The organism is Streptomyces sp. NBC_01016, assembly GCF_026341035.1.
Lineage (GTDB): Bacteria > Actinomycetota > Actinomycetes > Streptomycetales > Streptomycetaceae > Streptomyces.
Window position 1 is genome coordinate 1,846,022 of record NZ_JAPEOQ010000001.1, and the last position, 16,267, is coordinate 1,862,288.

Annotated in this window: 18 protein-coding genes; 12 read left to right on the forward strand and 6 right to left on the reverse strand. The window is 70.9% G+C overall.

Features of this window, described 5'->3' with window-relative positions; all coding sequences use genetic code 11:
• Positions 1–224: 224 nt before the first annotated feature.
• Positions 225–779, reverse strand: coding sequence for a hypothetical protein (locus OG746_RS08795; RefSeq protein ID WP_266713143.1), 555 nt, complete (start codon positions 777–779; stop codon positions 225–227).
• Positions 780–895: 116 nt separating this feature from the next.
• Between OG746_RS08795 and tsaB the strand changes: the two genes are divergently transcribed.
• Genes tsaB through OG746_RS08815 form a run of 4 tightly spaced genes read left to right on the forward strand, consistent with a single transcriptional unit; the run spans position 896 to position 3,411 of the window.
• Complete coding sequence (tsaB, locus tag OG746_RS08800; protein WP_266713145.1) at positions 896–1,561, forward strand: tRNA (adenosine(37)-N6)-threonylcarbamoyltransferase complex dimerization subunit type 1 TsaB; 666 nt, start codon at positions 896–898, stop codon at positions 1,559–1,561.
• Between the two features lie 26 nt (positions 1,562–1,587).
• Positions 1,588–2,079, forward strand: a complete 492-nt coding sequence (gene rimI / locus OG746_RS08805; protein ID WP_266718789.1) for a ribosomal protein S18-alanine N-acetyltransferase — start codon at positions 1,588–1,590, stop codon at positions 2,077–2,079.
• The gene (gene tsaD / locus OG746_RS08810; RefSeq protein WP_266713147.1) at positions 2,072–3,166 is read left to right on the forward strand and encodes a tRNA (adenosine(37)-N6)-threonylcarbamoyltransferase complex transferase subunit TsaD; all 1,095 of its coding nucleotides are present in this window, start codon (positions 2,072–2,074) and stop codon (positions 3,164–3,166) included. The genes rimI and tsaD overlap by 8 nt, the downstream gene beginning before the upstream one ends.
• Positions 3,163–3,411 carry a hypothetical protein gene (locus OG746_RS08815; RefSeq protein ID WP_266713149.1) on the forward strand — a complete coding sequence of 83 codons (249 nt, stop codon included), beginning with the start codon at positions 3,163–3,165 and terminating at the stop codon, positions 3,409–3,411. Before tsaD ends, OG746_RS08815 begins: the two co-directional genes overlap by 4 nt.
• 19 nt (positions 3,412–3,430) lie before the next feature.
• Here the strand turns inward: OG746_RS08815 and OG746_RS08820 are convergent, their stop codons facing one another.
• Both OG746_RS08820 and OG746_RS08825 read right to left on the reverse strand, forming a co-directional pair.
• On the reverse strand, positions 3,431–4,021 hold the full coding sequence (locus OG746_RS08820) for a class I SAM-dependent methyltransferase (protein WP_266713151.1): 591 nt from the start codon (positions 4,019–4,021) through the stop codon (positions 3,431–3,433).
• A 552-nt stretch (positions 4,022–4,573) separates the two neighbouring features.
• Positions 4,574–5,761, reverse strand: coding sequence for a class I SAM-dependent methyltransferase (locus tag OG746_RS08825; protein ID WP_266718791.1), 1,188 nt, complete (start codon positions 5,759–5,761; stop codon positions 4,574–4,576).
• A gap of 82 nt (positions 5,762–5,843) precedes the next feature.
• Here OG746_RS08825 and OG746_RS08830 point away from each other — a divergent pair, with 82 nt between their 5' ends.
• The 4 genes from OG746_RS08830 (at position 5,844) to groL (ending at position 9,682) form a co-directional block, all read left to right on the forward strand.
• Positions 5,844–6,800 (forward strand): polysaccharide deacetylase family protein, encoded by a 957-nt coding sequence (locus OG746_RS08830; RefSeq protein WP_266713153.1) that lies wholly within the window; start codon positions 5,844–5,846, stop codon positions 6,798–6,800.
• Positions 6,797–7,426, forward strand: coding sequence for a polysaccharide deacetylase family protein (locus OG746_RS08835; RefSeq protein WP_266713155.1), 630 nt, complete (start codon positions 6,797–6,799; stop codon positions 7,424–7,426). The genes OG746_RS08830 and OG746_RS08835 overlap by 4 nt, the downstream gene beginning before the upstream one ends.
• A gap of 203 nt (positions 7,427–7,629) precedes the next feature.
• The gene (groES, locus tag OG746_RS08840) at positions 7,630–7,938 is read left to right on the forward strand and encodes a co-chaperone GroES (protein WP_018528412.1); all 309 of its coding nucleotides are present in this window, start codon (positions 7,630–7,632) and stop codon (positions 7,936–7,938) included.
• Between the two features lie 118 nt (positions 7,939–8,056).
• Positions 8,057–9,682 (forward strand): chaperonin GroEL, encoded by a 1,626-nt coding sequence (gene groL / locus OG746_RS08845; protein WP_266713159.1) that lies wholly within the window; start codon positions 8,057–8,059, stop codon positions 9,680–9,682.
• Between the two features lie 136 nt (positions 9,683–9,818).
• Here groL and OG746_RS08850 read toward each other — a convergent pair whose 3' ends face one another.
• The gene (locus tag OG746_RS08850; protein ID WP_266713161.1) at positions 9,819–10,592 is read right to left on the reverse strand and encodes an SDR family NAD(P)-dependent oxidoreductase; all 774 of its coding nucleotides are present in this window, start codon (positions 10,590–10,592) and stop codon (positions 9,819–9,821) included.
• 76 nt (positions 10,593–10,668) lie between these two features.
• Complete coding sequence (locus tag OG746_RS08855; RefSeq protein WP_266713163.1) at positions 10,669–11,337, reverse strand: MOSC domain-containing protein; 669 nt, start codon at positions 11,335–11,337, stop codon at positions 10,669–10,671.
• Positions 11,338–11,418: 81 nt separating this feature from the next.
• Between OG746_RS08855 and OG746_RS08860 the strand changes: the two genes are divergently transcribed.
• Positions 11,419–12,315, forward strand: a complete 897-nt coding sequence (locus OG746_RS08860) for a LysR family transcriptional regulator (RefSeq protein WP_266713165.1) — start codon at positions 11,419–11,421, stop codon at positions 12,313–12,315.
• Positions 12,316–12,384: 69 nt separating this feature from the next.
• On the opposite strand, the gene OG746_RS08865 is transcribed toward OG746_RS08860, so the two are convergent.
• The gene (locus tag OG746_RS08865; RefSeq protein WP_266713167.1) at positions 12,385–12,726 is read right to left on the reverse strand and encodes a WhiB family transcriptional regulator; all 342 of its coding nucleotides are present in this window, start codon (positions 12,724–12,726) and stop codon (positions 12,385–12,387) included.
• 392 nt (positions 12,727–13,118) lie between these two features.
• Between OG746_RS08865 and OG746_RS08870 the strand changes: the two genes are divergently transcribed.
• From OG746_RS08870 to guaB, 3 genes are all read left to right on the forward strand, one after another.
• Positions 13,119–13,730, forward strand: a complete 612-nt coding sequence (locus tag OG746_RS08870; RefSeq protein ID WP_003948568.1) for a response regulator transcription factor — start codon at positions 13,119–13,121, stop codon at positions 13,728–13,730.
• Between the two features lie 275 nt (positions 13,731–14,005).
• A complete protein-coding gene (locus OG746_RS08875) occupies positions 14,006–14,593 on the forward strand; it encodes a sigma-70 family RNA polymerase sigma factor (RefSeq protein WP_266713169.1) in 588 nt (195 codons plus the stop codon).
• A 129-nt stretch (positions 14,594–14,722) separates the two neighbouring features.
• Positions 14,723–16,234: an IMP dehydrogenase gene (guaB, locus tag OG746_RS08880; RefSeq protein WP_266713171.1), complete on the forward strand. Its 1,512-nt coding sequence runs from the start codon at positions 14,723–14,725 to the stop codon at positions 16,232–16,234.
• Positions 16,235–16,267 lie beyond the last annotated feature (33 nt).

A 16,267-nucleotide genomic window follows, 5' to 3' on the forward strand; every position in this document is an offset into this window, starting at 1 on the left:
CTACCTAACTACGTCCCCTCGACCGTGGCCGGGAGGCATCCATGTCGACTTCGGAACGTGAAGGCGCGCGCGCAGTGTCGATGCGGGATCTTTTGGCGTCGTGTGCGGCGGCGCGGGCCGTGTCGGTCCCGCCGGCTCCGCGCGGACGCCCGGTCCAGCCACGCAGCGAGCCGCAGCGCAGCGAGTGGCGCCCGTCGGCGCACCCGTGAGGGACGCGGCAACCGTTACTTGACGACGACGACCTTGGCGCCGATCGTCGCGAACTGCCACATGGCGTCGGCGTCCTCGCGGGACTCGCGGATGCCGCCGGTCTGCTTGCCGGGGTCGGGGGCGGCCGTCGAACCGTTGACGGCGGCGCTGAAGCCGATCGCCACGCCGTTCGTGGTGGCGAAGCGGACCACGTGCTCGATCGGGACGCCGTCGGTGCCGGTGACGGAGCCGGAGCGCGAGGTCACCGAGTACGAGCCGGGCGCCGGGTCCACCGTGCCGGGCGTCACCCGGAACGTCGACTTCGTCTTGTTGCCCGCGCCGACCAGCCACACCCGGTCCCCGCCGAGCGCGTACACGACACGCTCGCCCGAGCCGGAGCCCGCGGGCAGCGCCTTCGGGTCCGTCTTCTTCTTGGGTGTCTTCGACGCCGAGGCGGAGGGCGAGGAGCCCTCCTTCTTCTCGGCGAGGTCGGTGGGCGCGCTCGCCGACGCCTGGTAGGCGAGGAAGCCGACCACGACGAGTGACCCCGCCGTGAGCGCGGTCACGAATCCGGTGCTGCTCCGTGCCACCAGGTGCCTGCCTCTCAAGTACGAACCTCAGGGTGACGGTAGCAGTCGAGGCCCGGAGGCCCGGTCTTGCGGGAAGTCCGGACGTGTCCGCCTTCCGGTGGTCGTAGGCTGTTCGCGTGCTGTTGCTCGCTCTGGATACCGCCACCCCCGCCGTCACCGTCGCTCTGCACGACGGGACCTCCGTCGTAGCCGAGTCGAGTCAGGTGGATGCTCGTAGACACGGGGAACTGCTGCTGCCCGCCGTCGACCGGATGTTCACCGAGGCCGGCCTGCGGCTCGACGCCGTCACCGGCATCGTCGTGGGCGTGGGCCCCGGCCCGTACACCGGCCTGCGTGTCGGCCTGATGACCGCCGACACGTTCGGCCTCGCGCTCGGCGTGCCCGTGCACGGCGTCTGCACGCTGGACGGGCTCGCTTACGAGGCCGGGGATGCCCTGGACGGGGCGGGCCCCTTCGTCGTCGCCACCGACGCGCGGCGCAAGGAGGTGTACTGGGCGCGCTACGACGATGCGCGGACCCGCGTCACCGAGGCCGCCGTCGACCGGCCCGCCGACATCGCCTCCCTCGTGGAGGGCCTGCCCGCCGTCGGCGCCGGCGCGCGGCTGTACCCGGACACCTTCCCGGACGCGCGCGGGCCCGAGAACGTGTCGGCCGCCGCGCTCGCCGCCCTCGCCGCCGAGAGGCTGGCCGCGGGCGAGGAGCTCCTCGAACCGCGCCCCCTCTACCTGCGCCGCCCCGACGCGCAGGTCCCCAAGAACTACAAGGTGGTCACCCCCAAGTGACAGCCGTGGACGTATCGCTGCGCGAGATGCGCTGGTGGGACATCGATCCCGTGCTCGCCCTGGAGAAGGACCTCTTCCCGGACGACGCCTGGTCGCGCGGCATGTTCTGGTCCGAGCTCGCGCACGCCCGCGGCGTCGGTTCCACGCGGCGCTACGTGGTCGCGTACGAGGGCGAGAAGCTGGTCGGGTACGGGGGCGTCGCCGCCTCCGGGGACCTTGCCGACATCCAGACCATCGCCGCAGCCCGCGACCACTGGGGCACCGGGCTCGGCGCCCGGCTGCTCACCGAACTGCTGCGGCACGCCACCGCCTTCGAGGTCGACCAGGTGATGCTCGAGGTGCGCGTCGACAACACGCGGGCGCAGAAGCTGTACGAGCGCTTCGGCTTCGAGCCGATCGGCTTCCGGCGCGGCTACTACCAGCCCGGCAACATCGACGCCCTCGTGATGCGCCTGACCACGACCACCGCGAACGACACCGCGAACGACACTGTGAACGAAGAGAAGACCCATGGCTGACGAACCGCTCGTCCTCGGCATCGAGACCTCCTGCGACGAGACCGGCGTCGGCATCGTCCGCGGCACCACCCTGCTCGCCGACGCCGTCGCCTCCAGCGTCGACGAACACGCCCGCTTCGGCGGCGTCGTCCCCGAGGTCGCCTCCCGCGCGCACCTGGAGGCGATGGTCCCCACGATCCAGCGCGCCCTGAAGGACGCGGGCGTCACGGCGAAGGACCTCGACGGCATCTCCGTCACCGCGGGTCCTGGCCTTGCGGGCGCCCTGCTGGTCGGGGTGTCGGCCGCCAAGGCGTACGCGTACGCGCTCGACAAGCCGCTCTACGGCGTCAACCACCTCGCCTCGCACATCTGCGTCGACCAGCTGGAGCACGGCACGCTGCCCGAGCCGACGATGGCGCTCCTTGTGTCGGGCGGGCACTCGTCGCTGCTCCTGTCCACCGACATCACGTCCGATGTGCGGCCGCTCGGTGCGACCATCGACGACGCCGCCGGTGAGGCCTTCGACAAGATCGCGCGGGTGCTGAACCTCGGCTTCCCGGGCGGGCCCGTCATCGACCGGTACGCGAAGGAGGGCGACCCGAACGCGATCGCCTTCCCGCGCGGGCTCACCGGGCCGCGCGACCCCGCGTACGACTTCTCCTTCTCCGGCCTGAAGACCGCGGTGGCCCGCTGGATCGAGGCCAAGCGGGCGGCGGGGGAGGACGTGCCGGTGCGCGACGTGTCGGCGTCCTTCCAGGAGGCCGTCGTGGACGTGCTGACGCGGAAGGCCGTGAAGGCCTGCAAGGACCAGGGCGTCGACCACCTCATGATCGGCGGTGGCGTCGCCGCCAACTCGCGGCTCCGTGTCCTCGCCGAGGAGCGCTGCGAGCGGGCCGGGATCCGGCTGCGTGTGCCGCGGCCCAAGCTGTGCACGGACAACGGCGCGATGGTCGCGGCGCTCGGCGCGGAAATGGTGGCGCGCAACCGGATGCCGTCCTCGTGGGACCTGTCCGCGGACTCCTCGCTCCCGGTGACGGAGCCGCACGTCCCCGGCCACCACCATCACGACCACGTGCACGAGGTCAGCAAGGAGAACCTCTACTCATGACCGTCGCGCTGATGTGGGAGGCCCGCGCCGTCGAGGGGCGTGGCGAGAAGCTGCTGAGCTGGGCGAAGGAGCAGGTTCTCGAACCGGCCCCGGAGCGCCGCGAGACGTTCCGGGCGCCGCGGGACCGGGTGCTCGTCATTACGTGGTGGGATGCGGCGTACGACGCGGACCTTCCGGAACTTCCGGAACCGGACGGTGAGTTGGTGACCCGCACGGTCCACCGCTGGCGTTTCGAGGCCGCGTAGGGCCGTAAGTCCCAGGGCTCTAGCGGTCCGCTGTGCACGTCAACAGGTAGCGCCAGAAGAGCAGTTGGCGCACCTCGCTGCCGGGGAGCAGGCGTGCCGCCTCCTGGCGGATCTCCGGAAGCTGCATCTCCGGCTGCTGCACCGGCGGTTGCGGCGGGGGAGTGCGGACGCCCCGGGCGCGTTCGCCCGCGTACACGGCGAGGCGCGCCACCGCGTTCGTCGGGGACGCGACCACGTCCCACGGCGTCACGCCGTCGTAGCAGCCCAGTACGAGCAGCCGGCCGCCGGGCGCGAGGGCCTTGCGGAAGCGGGTCAGCGTCTCGAACGGCATGTGGTGCAGGCTCGCCAGGCAGCTGATCACGTCGTAGTGGGCGGGCGGGAGTTCGGCCTGCGCGGCGTCGGCGACGCGGTAGCGCGGCCCGCCACCGGCGGCCTCCGCCACGGCCAGCGTCGCCGGATCCGGGTCGAGCGCGTCGACCCGGTACCCGTGCGCCACGAGCCGCCGCGCGAAGCGGCCGGTGCCGCAGCCGACGTCGAGTGCGGTTCGCCCCTGCGGGGGCAACTGGCGCAGCAGTAGCGGGTGGTAGTGGTCATTGTGATCGAACGGCACGTCGGGCCTCCGGCGGATCGGGACGACGGGGTCGGGCCCCGCGCCATGATGACGCGGCACCGGTGTTCTGGGGCGGTGCCGTGGCCGGCGCCTTCCGCATGTGCAGCCTGCACCGGGGTGCCGCCTTGCCCACCCTGCCGCCCAAGGCGGCAGATTGCCCAAGGCGGGTGCGGTTGACCGCGACGGGCGGGGAGCCGTGGCTGGCGGAGGTTGCCCGAGGCGGGCGGGGAGTTGTGGCTGCTGCCGGATCGCCCAAGGCGGCTGGCGGTACCCCGTCGAGCCGAGCCCCCGGAGGGGGCGGGTGGGTGGGAGATGGGCGGGAGCCGGGCGATTGCCTGCGGGTGGGCGAGTCGATTCAAGCCCCTGCGGCGGGTGGGCAATTCAAGCCCCTGCGGCGATTGAGCAGCGGGGTTCGGGGCGGAGCCCCGAGTCCGTAACGCCGGCTCGGCAAAATCAGCCCCGCCGGCGATTGAGGCGCGGGGTCCGGGGCGGAGCCCCGTGGCCGTAACGCCGGGTCGGCGAAAACAGCCCCGCGGGCGGAGCCCCGACGCCTCAACCCACCGGCGCGCCGACAAGCATCGTGGGCGCACCCGCAACCCGGGTCAAAAACACCGTCACCGCCCGCCTCCCGAAGGGCTTCGGCATTGCCTTGCGCCGCAACTCCTCCGGCTCGACCGCCGACCCCCGCTTCTTCACCGTCAGCACGCCGACCTCCCGCTCCCGCAGCAACGCCTTCAACTTCTTCACGTTGAAGGGAAGTTGGTCGGTGATCTCGTACGCGGCGGCGTAGGGCGTGGCGTGCAGCTCGTCCGCCGTCACGTACGCGATCGTCTCGTCGACGAGCCCGCCGCCGACCTCCTCGGCCACCTCGGCGACCAGGTGCGCCCGGATGACGGCGCCATCGGGCTCGTACAAGTACCGCCCGACGGGCCGTACTTCGGGGTCGGGAAGCCCCCTGCCCACCAGCGCCCGCGGCCCCGGAAGCAGCGTCGCCCGCATCCGCCCGGGAGCGGTCCCGAACCACAGCACCGCCTCCTTCACGTCACCCCCGTCCGAGATCCACTCGGCGTCGGCCTCCGCGGGGATCGCCTCGTGCGGGATGCCGGGGGCGATCTTCAGCGCGGCGCGCGGCGCCTTGAGCGCGGCGGACACGGCCCAGGACAGCGGCGGAGAGTAGGCCTCGGGGTCGAAGATCCGGCCCCGGCCACCCCGGCGCGCGGGGTCCACGAACACGGCGTCGTACGCGGCCGTGTCCACCTCGGTGACGTCCGCCTCGCGCACCTCGATGAGCCCCGCGAGGCCGAGCGCCTCGGCGTTCGCCCGCGCCACCTCGCACGTCAGCGGGTCCCGGTCGACGGCAAGGACCCGGATCCCCGCGCGGGCGAGCGCGATCGCGTCGCCGCCGATGCCGCAGCACAGGTCGGCCACGGAGCGCACGCCGAGCCGCTCGAAGGCGCCGGCCCGGTACGCCGCCACGCTCGTCCGCGTCGCCTGCTCGACCCCGTTCGGCGTGAAGAACATCCGGGCCGCGTCCTCGGCCCCGAACTTCGCCACCGCCCGCTGCCGCAGCCGCGCCTGGGCGAGCGCGGCCGAGACGAGCTCGGCGGGGTGCTCGCGGCGCAGTTTCGTGGCGAGGGCGAGCTCCTGGGCCGGATCGTGATCGCGGAGTTCGTCGAGCAGGGCCAGGCCCTCGGGGGCCAGGAGGGCGGAGAAGGCGGCGGGGTCGTTCACCCGGCCCATTGTGGGCCAGGCGGGCGACGGTGCGCGCCAGGCGGAGGTGTCGGCTCCGGAACGGGCCCGTGAGCTGTAAGGATCCGGCGCCATGCAACTAGTACGACAAAATGAGAAATCCGCCTCAAAGGGGACCCGGGAGAGACCCGGCCCGACGACCGGCGTCCGCCTCCTCGCCGGCCTCCTCGCCGCGTCCGCCCTCGCCACCGGATGCGCGGCCGGCACCCCGGAGAAGACCCCCGTGAAACCGGCCCCCGGCCAACAGGGCCTCCAGGCCGCTCCCGCCCGGGCCCTCGACTCGTACGCGACGAAGCTGCGCGCCCAGCGGGCCGCGCTCGTCGCGGCGACCAAGCGCTGGGGCCTCGCCGACGTGCCGCTCACCGCCCCGCGCCCACCGGCGAAGAAGCCGGTCATCGAGGCGCGGACGGGCTTCGAGGTCGACGGCCAGAAGAAGCTCGGCCTGCCGCCGGTGTTCACGACGATCCCGACCAAGGACAAGGTCGTCTTCCTCACCATCGACGACGGCGCCGAGAAGGACCCGCGGTTCCTGAAGATGATGAGCGAGCTGCGGATCCCGTACACGGCGTTCCTGACCGACGCCGAAGTCAGGCCGAAGTACGGCTACTTCAAGAAGATGCAGGCCCGCGGCGTCACCCTCAACAACCACACGCTCCACCACCCGTTCCTGCCCGCCCTCTCGTACGCGCGTCAGAAGCACGAGATCTGCGGCATGCAGGACGTCATCGAGAAGAAGTACGGCAAGCGGCCCACCCTCTTCCGACCGCCGTTCGGCGACTACAACCAGAACACCCTGCGCGCCGCCAAGGCCTGCGGCATCGAGTACGCCCCGATCTGGAACGCAGAGGCGTTCGTGGACCGCATGGACTACCGAGAGTGGGACCGCAGCATCCATCCGGGCGACATCCTGCTCACGCACTTCAGGGGCCGCAAGGACTGGAAGGGCACGATGCCCGACATGATCCGGAACCTCATGAAGTACCTCACCGACCGGGGCTACGCGGTGGCGCGCCTGGAGGACTACCTGTGACACCGCGTGGGCCGCGGGCGCGGCTGCTCGGCTGCGCCCTGGCCGCCGTTCTGCTCACCGGGTGCGCGCAAGAGGCCGCCCCGCCTCCGCGTCCTGCGGCGGGCGCCGAGGCGGCGGTCCCGCCGGTCGTCTCCCGTGTCCCCACCCGCGACAAGGTGGTCTTCCTCGCGTACGAGGACGGGGCCGGGCGGGACCCCCGCTTCGTCGGCCTGGTCCGCGACCGACGCCTCCCGGTCTCGCTGTTCCTCGCGGGCCCGGGCGCGGGCCGCCTCGGCGAACTGACCGCCCTGGGCGCCCGGGTGCAGAACCGCACCCTCACCCACGCCCTCCTGCCCGGCCTCGGATACGTGGAGCAGCACGCCGAGATCTGCGGCCAGCGCGACCGCGTCCAGGCCCGCTTCGGGGCGGCGCCCCGCCTGTTCCATCCGCCCCGGGGCGCGTACGACGCGAACACGCTCCAGGCGGCGGCCGAGTGCGGCGTCGACGCGATCGTCCTGTGGCGCGAGCCGGCGGAGCGGCTGCGCCCCGGCGACATCCTCGGGGCGCGGGCGGAGACCACGCCGGCTCTCGTGCGCCGTATCGAGGCCGAGGGGTACGAGGTGGCGGCCCTGGAGGACTACCTGTGAGCCGCCGGTCCACCGATCAGCGGCGGAGTCGATTAGCAGTCCGCTTGACCGAGTGCTAATCGCAGTCATAGTCTCGGCCCTGGCACTCACCACTGGAGAGTGCCAACAGCGACGGGCAGGTCCGGCACCCGCGACGACGGATCCACCTGGTCGCCACCCCAGACTGTTAACCCCGTGAGATCTCCGAAGGGGGAGACCGGATCGTGACGACCACCAGCTCCAAGGTTGCCATCAAGCCGCTCGAGGACCGCATTGTGGTCCAGCCGCTCGACGCCGAGCAGACCACGGCCTCTGGCCTGGTCATTCCGGACACCGCGAAGGAGAAGCCCCAGGAGGGCGCCGTCCTCGCCGTGGGCCCGGGCCGCTTCGAGAACGGCGAGCGCCTTCCGCTCGACGTCAAGGTCGGCGATGTCGTGCTGTACAGCAAGTACGGCGGCACCGAGGTGAAGTACAACGGCGACGAGTACCTCGTCCTCTCGGCTCGCGACGTGCTCGCGATCGTCGAGAAGTAATTCACCGAGGCTTTTGAAGCTTCACCGAAGCAGAACGCTTTGAACTGCGCCCCTGGCCCCCGCTGAGAATGCCGGGTGCGAGGGGCGCGGTTCGTTTCGAGAGGACTGATTCAGCTCCATGGCGAAGATCCTGAAGTTCGACGAGGACGCCCGTCGCGCCCTCGAGCGCGGCGTCAACAAGCTTGCCGACACGGTCAAGGTGACGATCGGCCCCAAGGGCCGCAACGTCGTCATCGACAAGAAGTTCGGCGCCCCGACCATCACCAACGACGGCGTCACCATCGCCCGTGAGGTAGAGGTCGAGGACCCGTACGAGAACCTCGGCGCGCAGCTGGTGAAGGAGGTGGCGACCAAGACCAACGACATCGCGGGTGACGGTACGACCACCGCCACCGTGCTCGCCCAGGCCCTGGTCAAGGAAGGCCTGCGCAACGTTGCCGCCGGTGCCTCCCCGGCCGCCCTGAAGAAGGGCATCGACGCCGCGGTCAAGGCCGTGTCCGAGGACCTCCTCGCGACCGCCCGTCCGATCGACGAGAAGTCCGACATCGCCGCCGTCGCCGGTCTGTCCGCCCAGGACAACCAGGTCGGCGAGCTCATCGCCGAGGCGATGGACAAGGTCGGCAAGGACGGTGTCATCACCGTCGAGGAGTCCAACACCTTCGGTCTGGAGCTCGACTTCACCGAGGGCATGGCCTTCGACAAGGGCTACCTGTCCCCGTACTTCGTCACCGACCAGGAGCGTATGGAGGCCGTCCTCGACGACCCGTACATCCTGATCCACCAGGGCAAGATCGGCTCGATCCAGGACATGCTCCCGCTCCTGGAGAAGGTCATCCAGAACGGTGGCTCCAAGCCGCTCCTGATCATCGCCGAGGACGTCGAGGGCGAGGCCCTGTCGACCCTGGTCGTGAACAAGATCCGCGGCACGTTCAACGCCGTCGCCGTGAAGGCCCCCGGCTTCGGTGACCGCCGCAAGGCGATGCTGCAGGACATGGCCACCCTCACCGGTGCCACCGTCATCGCCGAGGAGGTCGGCCTCAAGCTCGACCAGGCCGGTCTCGAGGTGCTCGGCTCCGCGCGCCGCGTGACGATCACCAAGGACGACACCACCATCGTCGACGGTGGCGGCAAGTCCGAGGACGTGCAGGGCCGCGTCGCGCAGATCAAGGCCGAGATCGAGAACACGGACTCGGACTGGGACCGCGAGAAGCTGCAGGAGCGCCTGGCCAAGCTGGCCGGCGGCGTCTGCGTCATCCGCGTCGGTGCCGCGACCGAGGTCGAGCTCAAGGAGAAGAAGCACCGTCTGGAGGACGCCATCTCCGCGACCCGCGCCGCGGTCGAGGAGGGCATCGTCTCCGGTGGTGGCTCCGCTCTGGTGCACGCCTCCAAGGTCCTGGACGACTCCCTCGGCAAGGAGGGTGACGAGGCCACCGGTGTCGCCGTCGTCCGCCGCGCCGTCGTCGAGCCGCTCCGCTGGATCGGCGAGAACGCCGGCCAGGAGGGCTACGTGATCGTCTCCAAGGTCAAGGAGCTCGAGAAGGGCAGCGGCTACAACGCCGCGACCGGCGAGTACGTGGACCTGGTCAAGGCCGGCGTCATCGACCCGGTCAAGGTCACGCGCTCCGCCCTGGAGAACGCCGCGTCCATCGCTGCGCTGCTCCTCACGACCGAGACCCTGGTCGTCGAGAAGCCGGCGGACGAGGAGCCGGAGGCCGGCGGCCACGGCCACGGTCACTCGCACTGACCCGCTCCGCTGAAGTAACCCGAGGCCCGGCTCCCCGTCGCGGGGGGCCGGGCCTCGGCTTTTGCGCTTTAAGCCCCGCTCTGGGACGAGACTCGCGGGGTCCGGGGCGGAGCCCCGTGGTGTAGGAGGAACTCCCTTACTGGGGCCCGTACTTGCGGCCCGTACGGGACGTGATCCCGCCGAGGAGGACGCGCGGCGTCACCTTCACCACGCCCATCAGGGCCTTGTACCGGGGGTCCGGGATCGACAGCGACTTGCCACGCGCGAGGTCCGCGAGCGCCGCCGACACCAACTTGTCCGCGTCGAGCCACATCCACTTCGGGATGTTGCCCGTGCCCATTCCGGCCCGCTCGTGGAACTCCGTACGGACGAACCCGGGGCACAGTGCCATCAGTCGGACCCCACTGCCCGCGAGGTCCTTCGCCGCGCCCTGCGTGAACTGCACGACCCACGCCTTCGAGGCGCCGTACGTACCGCGCGGCACGAACGCCGCCACCGACGCCACGTTGACCACGCCACCGCGCCCACGCTCGCGCATCGCCCCCGCGGCCGCCGACGTCAGCCGCAGCACCGCCTCGCAGTGCACCTTCAGCATCGTCAGCTCGTCGGACATCGGGACCTCGAGGTAGTGCCCCTTGTTGCCGAACCCGGCGTTGTTGACCAGCAGATCGACCGCGGCCTTACGGTCCGTCAGGCGCGCCTCGACCGCCGCGATCCCGTCCTCCGTGGCCAGGTCGGCGGTGAGCACCTCGGCCTCGATGCCGTGCCGGTCGTGCAGCTCTGTCGCCTGCTCGTGCAGCCGCTTGGTGTCGCGCGCGACGAGCACCAGGTTGTGTCCGTCGGCGGCGAGTTGCCGTGCGAACGCGGCGCCGATGCCCGCGGTGGATCCGGTGATCAGGGCGGTAGTCATGCGCCAAGGTTAATGAGCGCGGAGTGGTGCTCGTGATCACGGCCCCGGGGCGTGGGAACGGCCGGCCGCAACGAGCCTACGAGCCGTACTTCTCGACGTACTCCCGCGCGGAGCGAACCGACTCCGGATGCAGCGCGTCCCCCGCGGCGAGCAATCGCGGCAGCAGCTCCCGCTCGGTCGTCACCGCACGGAACTGAAGGGCCACGGTGACCTCGTGGTCCGGCCGGTGCACGACCTCGATGGAGTCGCCCGCCCGGATCTCGCCCGGCTCGATCACCCGCAGATACGCCCCCGGCGCCCCTTCCCGGGTGAACCGCTTGACCCAGCCCCGCTCGCCCAGGTGCCCCTGGAAGGTCCGGCACGGAATCCGGCTCGACGTGACCTCCAGGACGAGCTCGGCCCCGACCCGCCAGCGCTCGCCGATCCGCGCGCCCGACACGTCGACCCCTTCGGTCGTGAGGTTCTCGCCGAACGTGCCGCTGGGCAGCGAACGGTCCAGCTCCTTGCCCCACGCGTCCAGGTCCTCACGCGCGTACGCGTACACGGCCTGGTGGTCCCCGCCGTGGTGCCGCAGGTCGCACACCGCGTCCCCGGCGAGCCCGCTCGCGCCGGTCCCCTTGGGGCCCGGCGCCGACACCCGCACGGGGCCGGTGACCGGCCGCTTGTCGATGCCCGTGACCCCCTCGGGCTGGTCCGTGTACTCGGCGGACTCGGGCCGCCCCAGATTCAGCGACAGAAGCTTCATGTGCGGAACGCTACGGGACCGACACCCAAAGCCGCCACGCATTATCCGGCGCGATCCCCAAGAGTCGCTTATGCTTGAGGGGTGATCGAGGCCCGTCATCTCCGTGTCCTGCGCGCCGTCGCCGCCACCGGCTCCTTCTCCGCGGCGGCCCGCGAGCTGGGTTGCACCCAGCCCGCCGTGAGCCAGCAGATGAAGGCCCTGGAGTCCTCGGCCGGCACCCCGCTGCTGATCCGCACCGGCCGCGAGATGCGCCTGACGCAGGCCGGCGAGGCCCTCGTGCGGCACGCGTCGGGCATCCTCGCCGGGCTCACGGCCGCAGAGGAGGAGATCGCCGCGATCGCGGGCCTGCGGGCCGGCCGGGTCCGCCTCGTCTCGTTCCCCAGCGGCAGCTCGACGCTCGTCCCGACGGCCCTCGCTGCCCTGCGCTCCGAACACCCCGGCACGCGCGTGTCGCTGGTCGAGGCCGAACCGCCCCGCTCCGTGGAGATGCTCCGCGAGGGCGACTGCGACGTCGCGCTGGCCTTCCGGTACGAGGGCGCGCACGCCGGAGAGGACTGGGAAGACCTCGTCGTACGCCCGCTGTTCGCGGACCGGCTCGTGGGCCTCGTCCCCGAGGGGCACGCGCTGGCCGGAGCCGGCTCGGTCACCATCGACGCGTTCGCGGACGAGCCGTGGATCGCGGGCTGCCCGCGCTGCCGCCGCCAGCTGGTCGAGGTGTGCAGGGGCGCGGGATTCGCCCCCCGCATCGACTTCGCGACGGACGACTACCCGGCGGTGGTCGGGCTCGTCAGCGCCGGGCTCGGCGTGGCGGTGCTCCCCGAACTGGCCATCGAGTCTGTTCGCCCCAAGGGTGCACGCACAGTGACCGTCGAGCCCGCGGTGCGCCGCGAGATCGTCGCGCTCACCCTGCCCGATCTGGCCCAGGTGCCCGCGGTCCGCGCGACCCTCGACCACCTCGCGAAGGCCGCGACACGCTGAACGCGGAGGCGGGCGCGCCTCGGCACGCCTACCTCCGCAGGCCGTTCAGACGCGTGCAGAAACGTTCCTTCAGTTGTGCGCGCCGCTTGTGGCGGCCTGTCCTCCACTCGGGGCCGACGCCGTGACGAGCCGATTGCGGGCCCGTCCCATGAGCTCTTCGCGCTCGTCCTCCGTGAGGCCGCCCCACACGCCGTACGGCTCACGCACCTGTAGGGCGTGAGCAGCGCACTCCGCGCGCACCGGGCACCTCATGCAGACCTCCTTGGCCGAGTTCTCACGGGCGCTGCGTGCCGCCCCACGTTCGCCCTCCGGGTGGAAGAAGAGAGAGCTGTCCACCCCGCGGCAGGCCGCGAGGAGCTGCCAGTCCCACAGATCGGCGTTCGGTCCGGGAAGGCGGGAGAAATCTGCCATTGCTGTGTCCCCTTGTAGCCGTTCAGACGCGGATACGGTGCCCATGACCGTACATCTACTGTCTAAGGAGATGAAAATATGACTCATTGCGAATCTAGCTACAGACACCAGCAAAAGGAAGGAAAACCTTCCAAATGGGGCATAGCTTGTGATGAAACCTTGTGGGTCCGCCGCGCTGTCCGCACCGTGTTCGCGCCCTCACGTAGAGTGCCGAAGGAGGCCGTCCGACCCGTAACTCTTTCGAGTGACCGTCGTTGAGAGTGCGGAGGCGGTTGAAAGAACAAGCGCTCGGGCAGGTGTCCGATTGCCTTGTTGAATGTCGACCGCACAGGTGACGATTCGTACACAGCCTGGAGGCTCAAGGTGACGCGCATCAGCTGCGGAGGACGGTCATGACATCCGTCCTCGTCTGCGACGACTCCCCGCTTGCCCGAGAGGCGCTGCGCCGCGCGGTCGCGACCGTGCCCGGCGTCGAGCGCGTGACGACCGCGGCCAACGGCGAGGAAGTCCTCCGCCGCTGGGGCGCCGACCGCTCGGACCTGATTTTGATGGACGTACGCATGCCCGGTCTGGGCGGCGTCGAGACAGTGCGGCGGCTGCTCTCCGCCGATCCCGGTGCGCGCATCATCATGCTCACCGTGGCCGAGGATCTGGACGGTGTGGCCCTCGCGGTCGCCGCCGGCGCCCGCGGGTATCTGCACAAGGACGCCTCGCGCGCCGAGCTGCGGGCCACGGTGACGCAGGCGCTCGCCGACCCGACCTGGCGGCTCGCCCCGCGCAGACTGCGCTCGGCCGAGATGGGGGCCGCCCCCACGCTCACCGCGCGGGAGATCCAGGTGCTCGAGGGCATGAGCCACGGGCGGTCCAACGCCGAGATCGGGCGTGAGCTGTTCCTCTCCGAGGACACGGTCAAGACGCACGCGCGTCGCCTGTTCAAGAAGCTCGGCGCCTCGGACCGTGCGCACGCGGTGGCGCTCGGGTTCCGCTGGGGCCTGGTTCGCTGACGAGCCGCTGATCGGCACACCCCCGCGCCCTCCGGGGCGCGGTGGACCCGCCGTGAGGGGGGCCGCTCCGGCCCGTCGCGCCGCGCTTTTCGACGCTTCGCGCGCGATGCCGCATCCTTGGGGGTGTGGAGTTCCTCGGGGACGAGTCGGGCGAGCAGGGTCAGCGAGAGGGGAGGGCGCAGGAGATGAGTTCCGGCGCACCTGCTCATAACGCTTCGGTGCACAACTACGGGCACGGTGTCACGGACCGGAAGGTGTCGGGGCACCATGGACCGATGCGTGACGACGAGGCAGCGACGCCCCAGGGGGTCATCGGTACGCTCGTCGGCCGCGCCGTCGACGGAGACGAGCAGGCCACGCACGATCTGCTCGCGCATGTCCACCCCCTCGCGATCCGCTACTGCCGCACGCGTCTTTCCCGACTGCCGGGTGACGCGCGGCACTTCGTGGAGGATCTCGCCCAGGAGGTCTGCGTCGCCGTGCTGCTCGCGCTGCCGCGCTACAAGGACACCGGGCGGCCCTTCGAGGCGTTCGTCTTCGCCATCGCCGCGCACAAGGTCGCCGATCTGCAGCGGGCGGCCATGCGCGGGCCCGGATCCACGGCCGTGCCCTCCGACGAGATGCCCGAGCGGCCCGACGACTCCCTCGGTCCTGAGGAGCGGGCGCTGTTGAACAGCGATGCCGCGTGGGCCAAGAAGCTGCTCGCGAACCTTCCGCAGAACCAGCGGGAGCTGCTCCTGCTGCGCATCGCCGTCGGGCTCACCGCGGAGGAGACCGGGCAGATGTTGGGCATGTCACCCGGCGCCGTGCGCGTCGCGCAGCACCGTGCGCTGAGTCGGTTGCGGGCGCTCGCCGAGCAGTAGTCACGAGGCCTCGGTCACGCACGTGTGAACGTCCAAAGAACGCCGATGATCTTGATCGTGGAATGAGACACCCCCGCGGGCCGTTAGCATGGACATCCGCACCGATCAAGGCCATTTGGGGAAGGTGTCATGACTGCAAACGTCGACGGAGTGCCCGAGAAATTCGCGACACTCGGGCTGACCTACGACGACGTGCTGCTGCTGCCGGGCTCGTCGGACATGGCGCCCGACCAGATCGACACCGCCTCGCACGTCTCGAAGAACGTGCGGGTGAACATCCCGCTGCTGTCCGCCGCGATGGACAAGGTCACCGAGTCCCGCATGGCGATCGCCATGGCGCGGCAGGGTGGCGTCGGCGTGCTGCACCGCAACCTGTCGATCGCCGACCAGGCGAACCAGGTGGACCTCGTGAAGCGCTCCGAGTCCGGCATGGTCACCGACCCGATCACGGTGCACCCGGACGCGACGCTCGCCGAGGCCGACGCGATCTGCGCGAAGTTCCGCATCTCCGGTGTGCCGGTGACCGACGGCGGCGGCAAGCTGCTCGGCATCGTCACCAACCGCGACATCGCCTTCGAGAACGACCGCAGCCGTCAGGTCCGCGAGGTCATGACGCCGATGCCGCTCGTCACGGGCAAGGTCGGCATCTCCGGCGTCGACGCCATGGAGCTGCTGCGCCGCCACAAGATCGAGAAGCTTCCGCTGGTCGACGACTCGGGCATCCTCAAGGGCCTCATCACGGTCAAGGACTTCAAGAAGGCCGAGCAGTACCCGAACGCGGCGAAGGACTCCGAGGGCCGGCTGCTCGTCGGTGCCGCGGTCGGCGTCGCCGGTGACTCCTACGAGCGGGCGCAGGCGCTGATCGAGGCGGGCGCCGACTTCATCGTCGTCGACACCGCGCACGGGCACTCGCGGCTCGTCGGTGACATGGTCGCCAAGATCAAGTCCAACTCCGGCGGCGTCGACGTCATCGGCGGCAACATCGCCACCCGTGACGGCGCCAAGGCGCTCATCGACTCCGGCGTGGACGGCATCAAGGTCGGTGTCGGCCCGGGCTCCATCTGCACCACGCGCGTGGTCGCCGGTATCGGTGTCCCGCAGGTCACGGCCATCTACGAGGCGTCGCTCGCCGCCAAGGAGGCCGGAGTCCCGGTCATCGGTGACGGTGGCCTCCAGTACTCCGGTGACATCGCCAAGGCGCTCGTCGCCGGCGCCGACACCGTGATGCTCGGCTCGCTGCTCGCGGGCTGCGAGGAGTCGCCGGGCGAGCTGCTCTTCATCAACGGCAAGCAGTTCAAGTCGTACCGCGGCATGGGTTCGCTGGGCGCCATGCAGACGCGCGGCGACCAGAAGTCCTTCTCCAAGGACCGGTACTTCCAGGAGGGCGTCGCCTCCGACGAGAAGCTCGTGCCCGAGGGCATCGAGGGCCAGGTGCCCTACCGCGGCCCGCTGTCGGCGGTCGTGCACCAGCTCACCGGCGGTCTGCGCCAGTCGATGTTCTACGTCGGCGGGCGCACGGTTCCGGAGCTGCAGACCAACGGCAAGTTCGTCCGGATCACCTCGGCGGGCCTCAAGGAGAGCCACCCGCACGACATCCAGATGACGGTCGAGGCGCCGAACTACAGCCGCAACAGCAAGTAACAGCAGGTCAGACCGTGTGGGGCGGATCCGGGA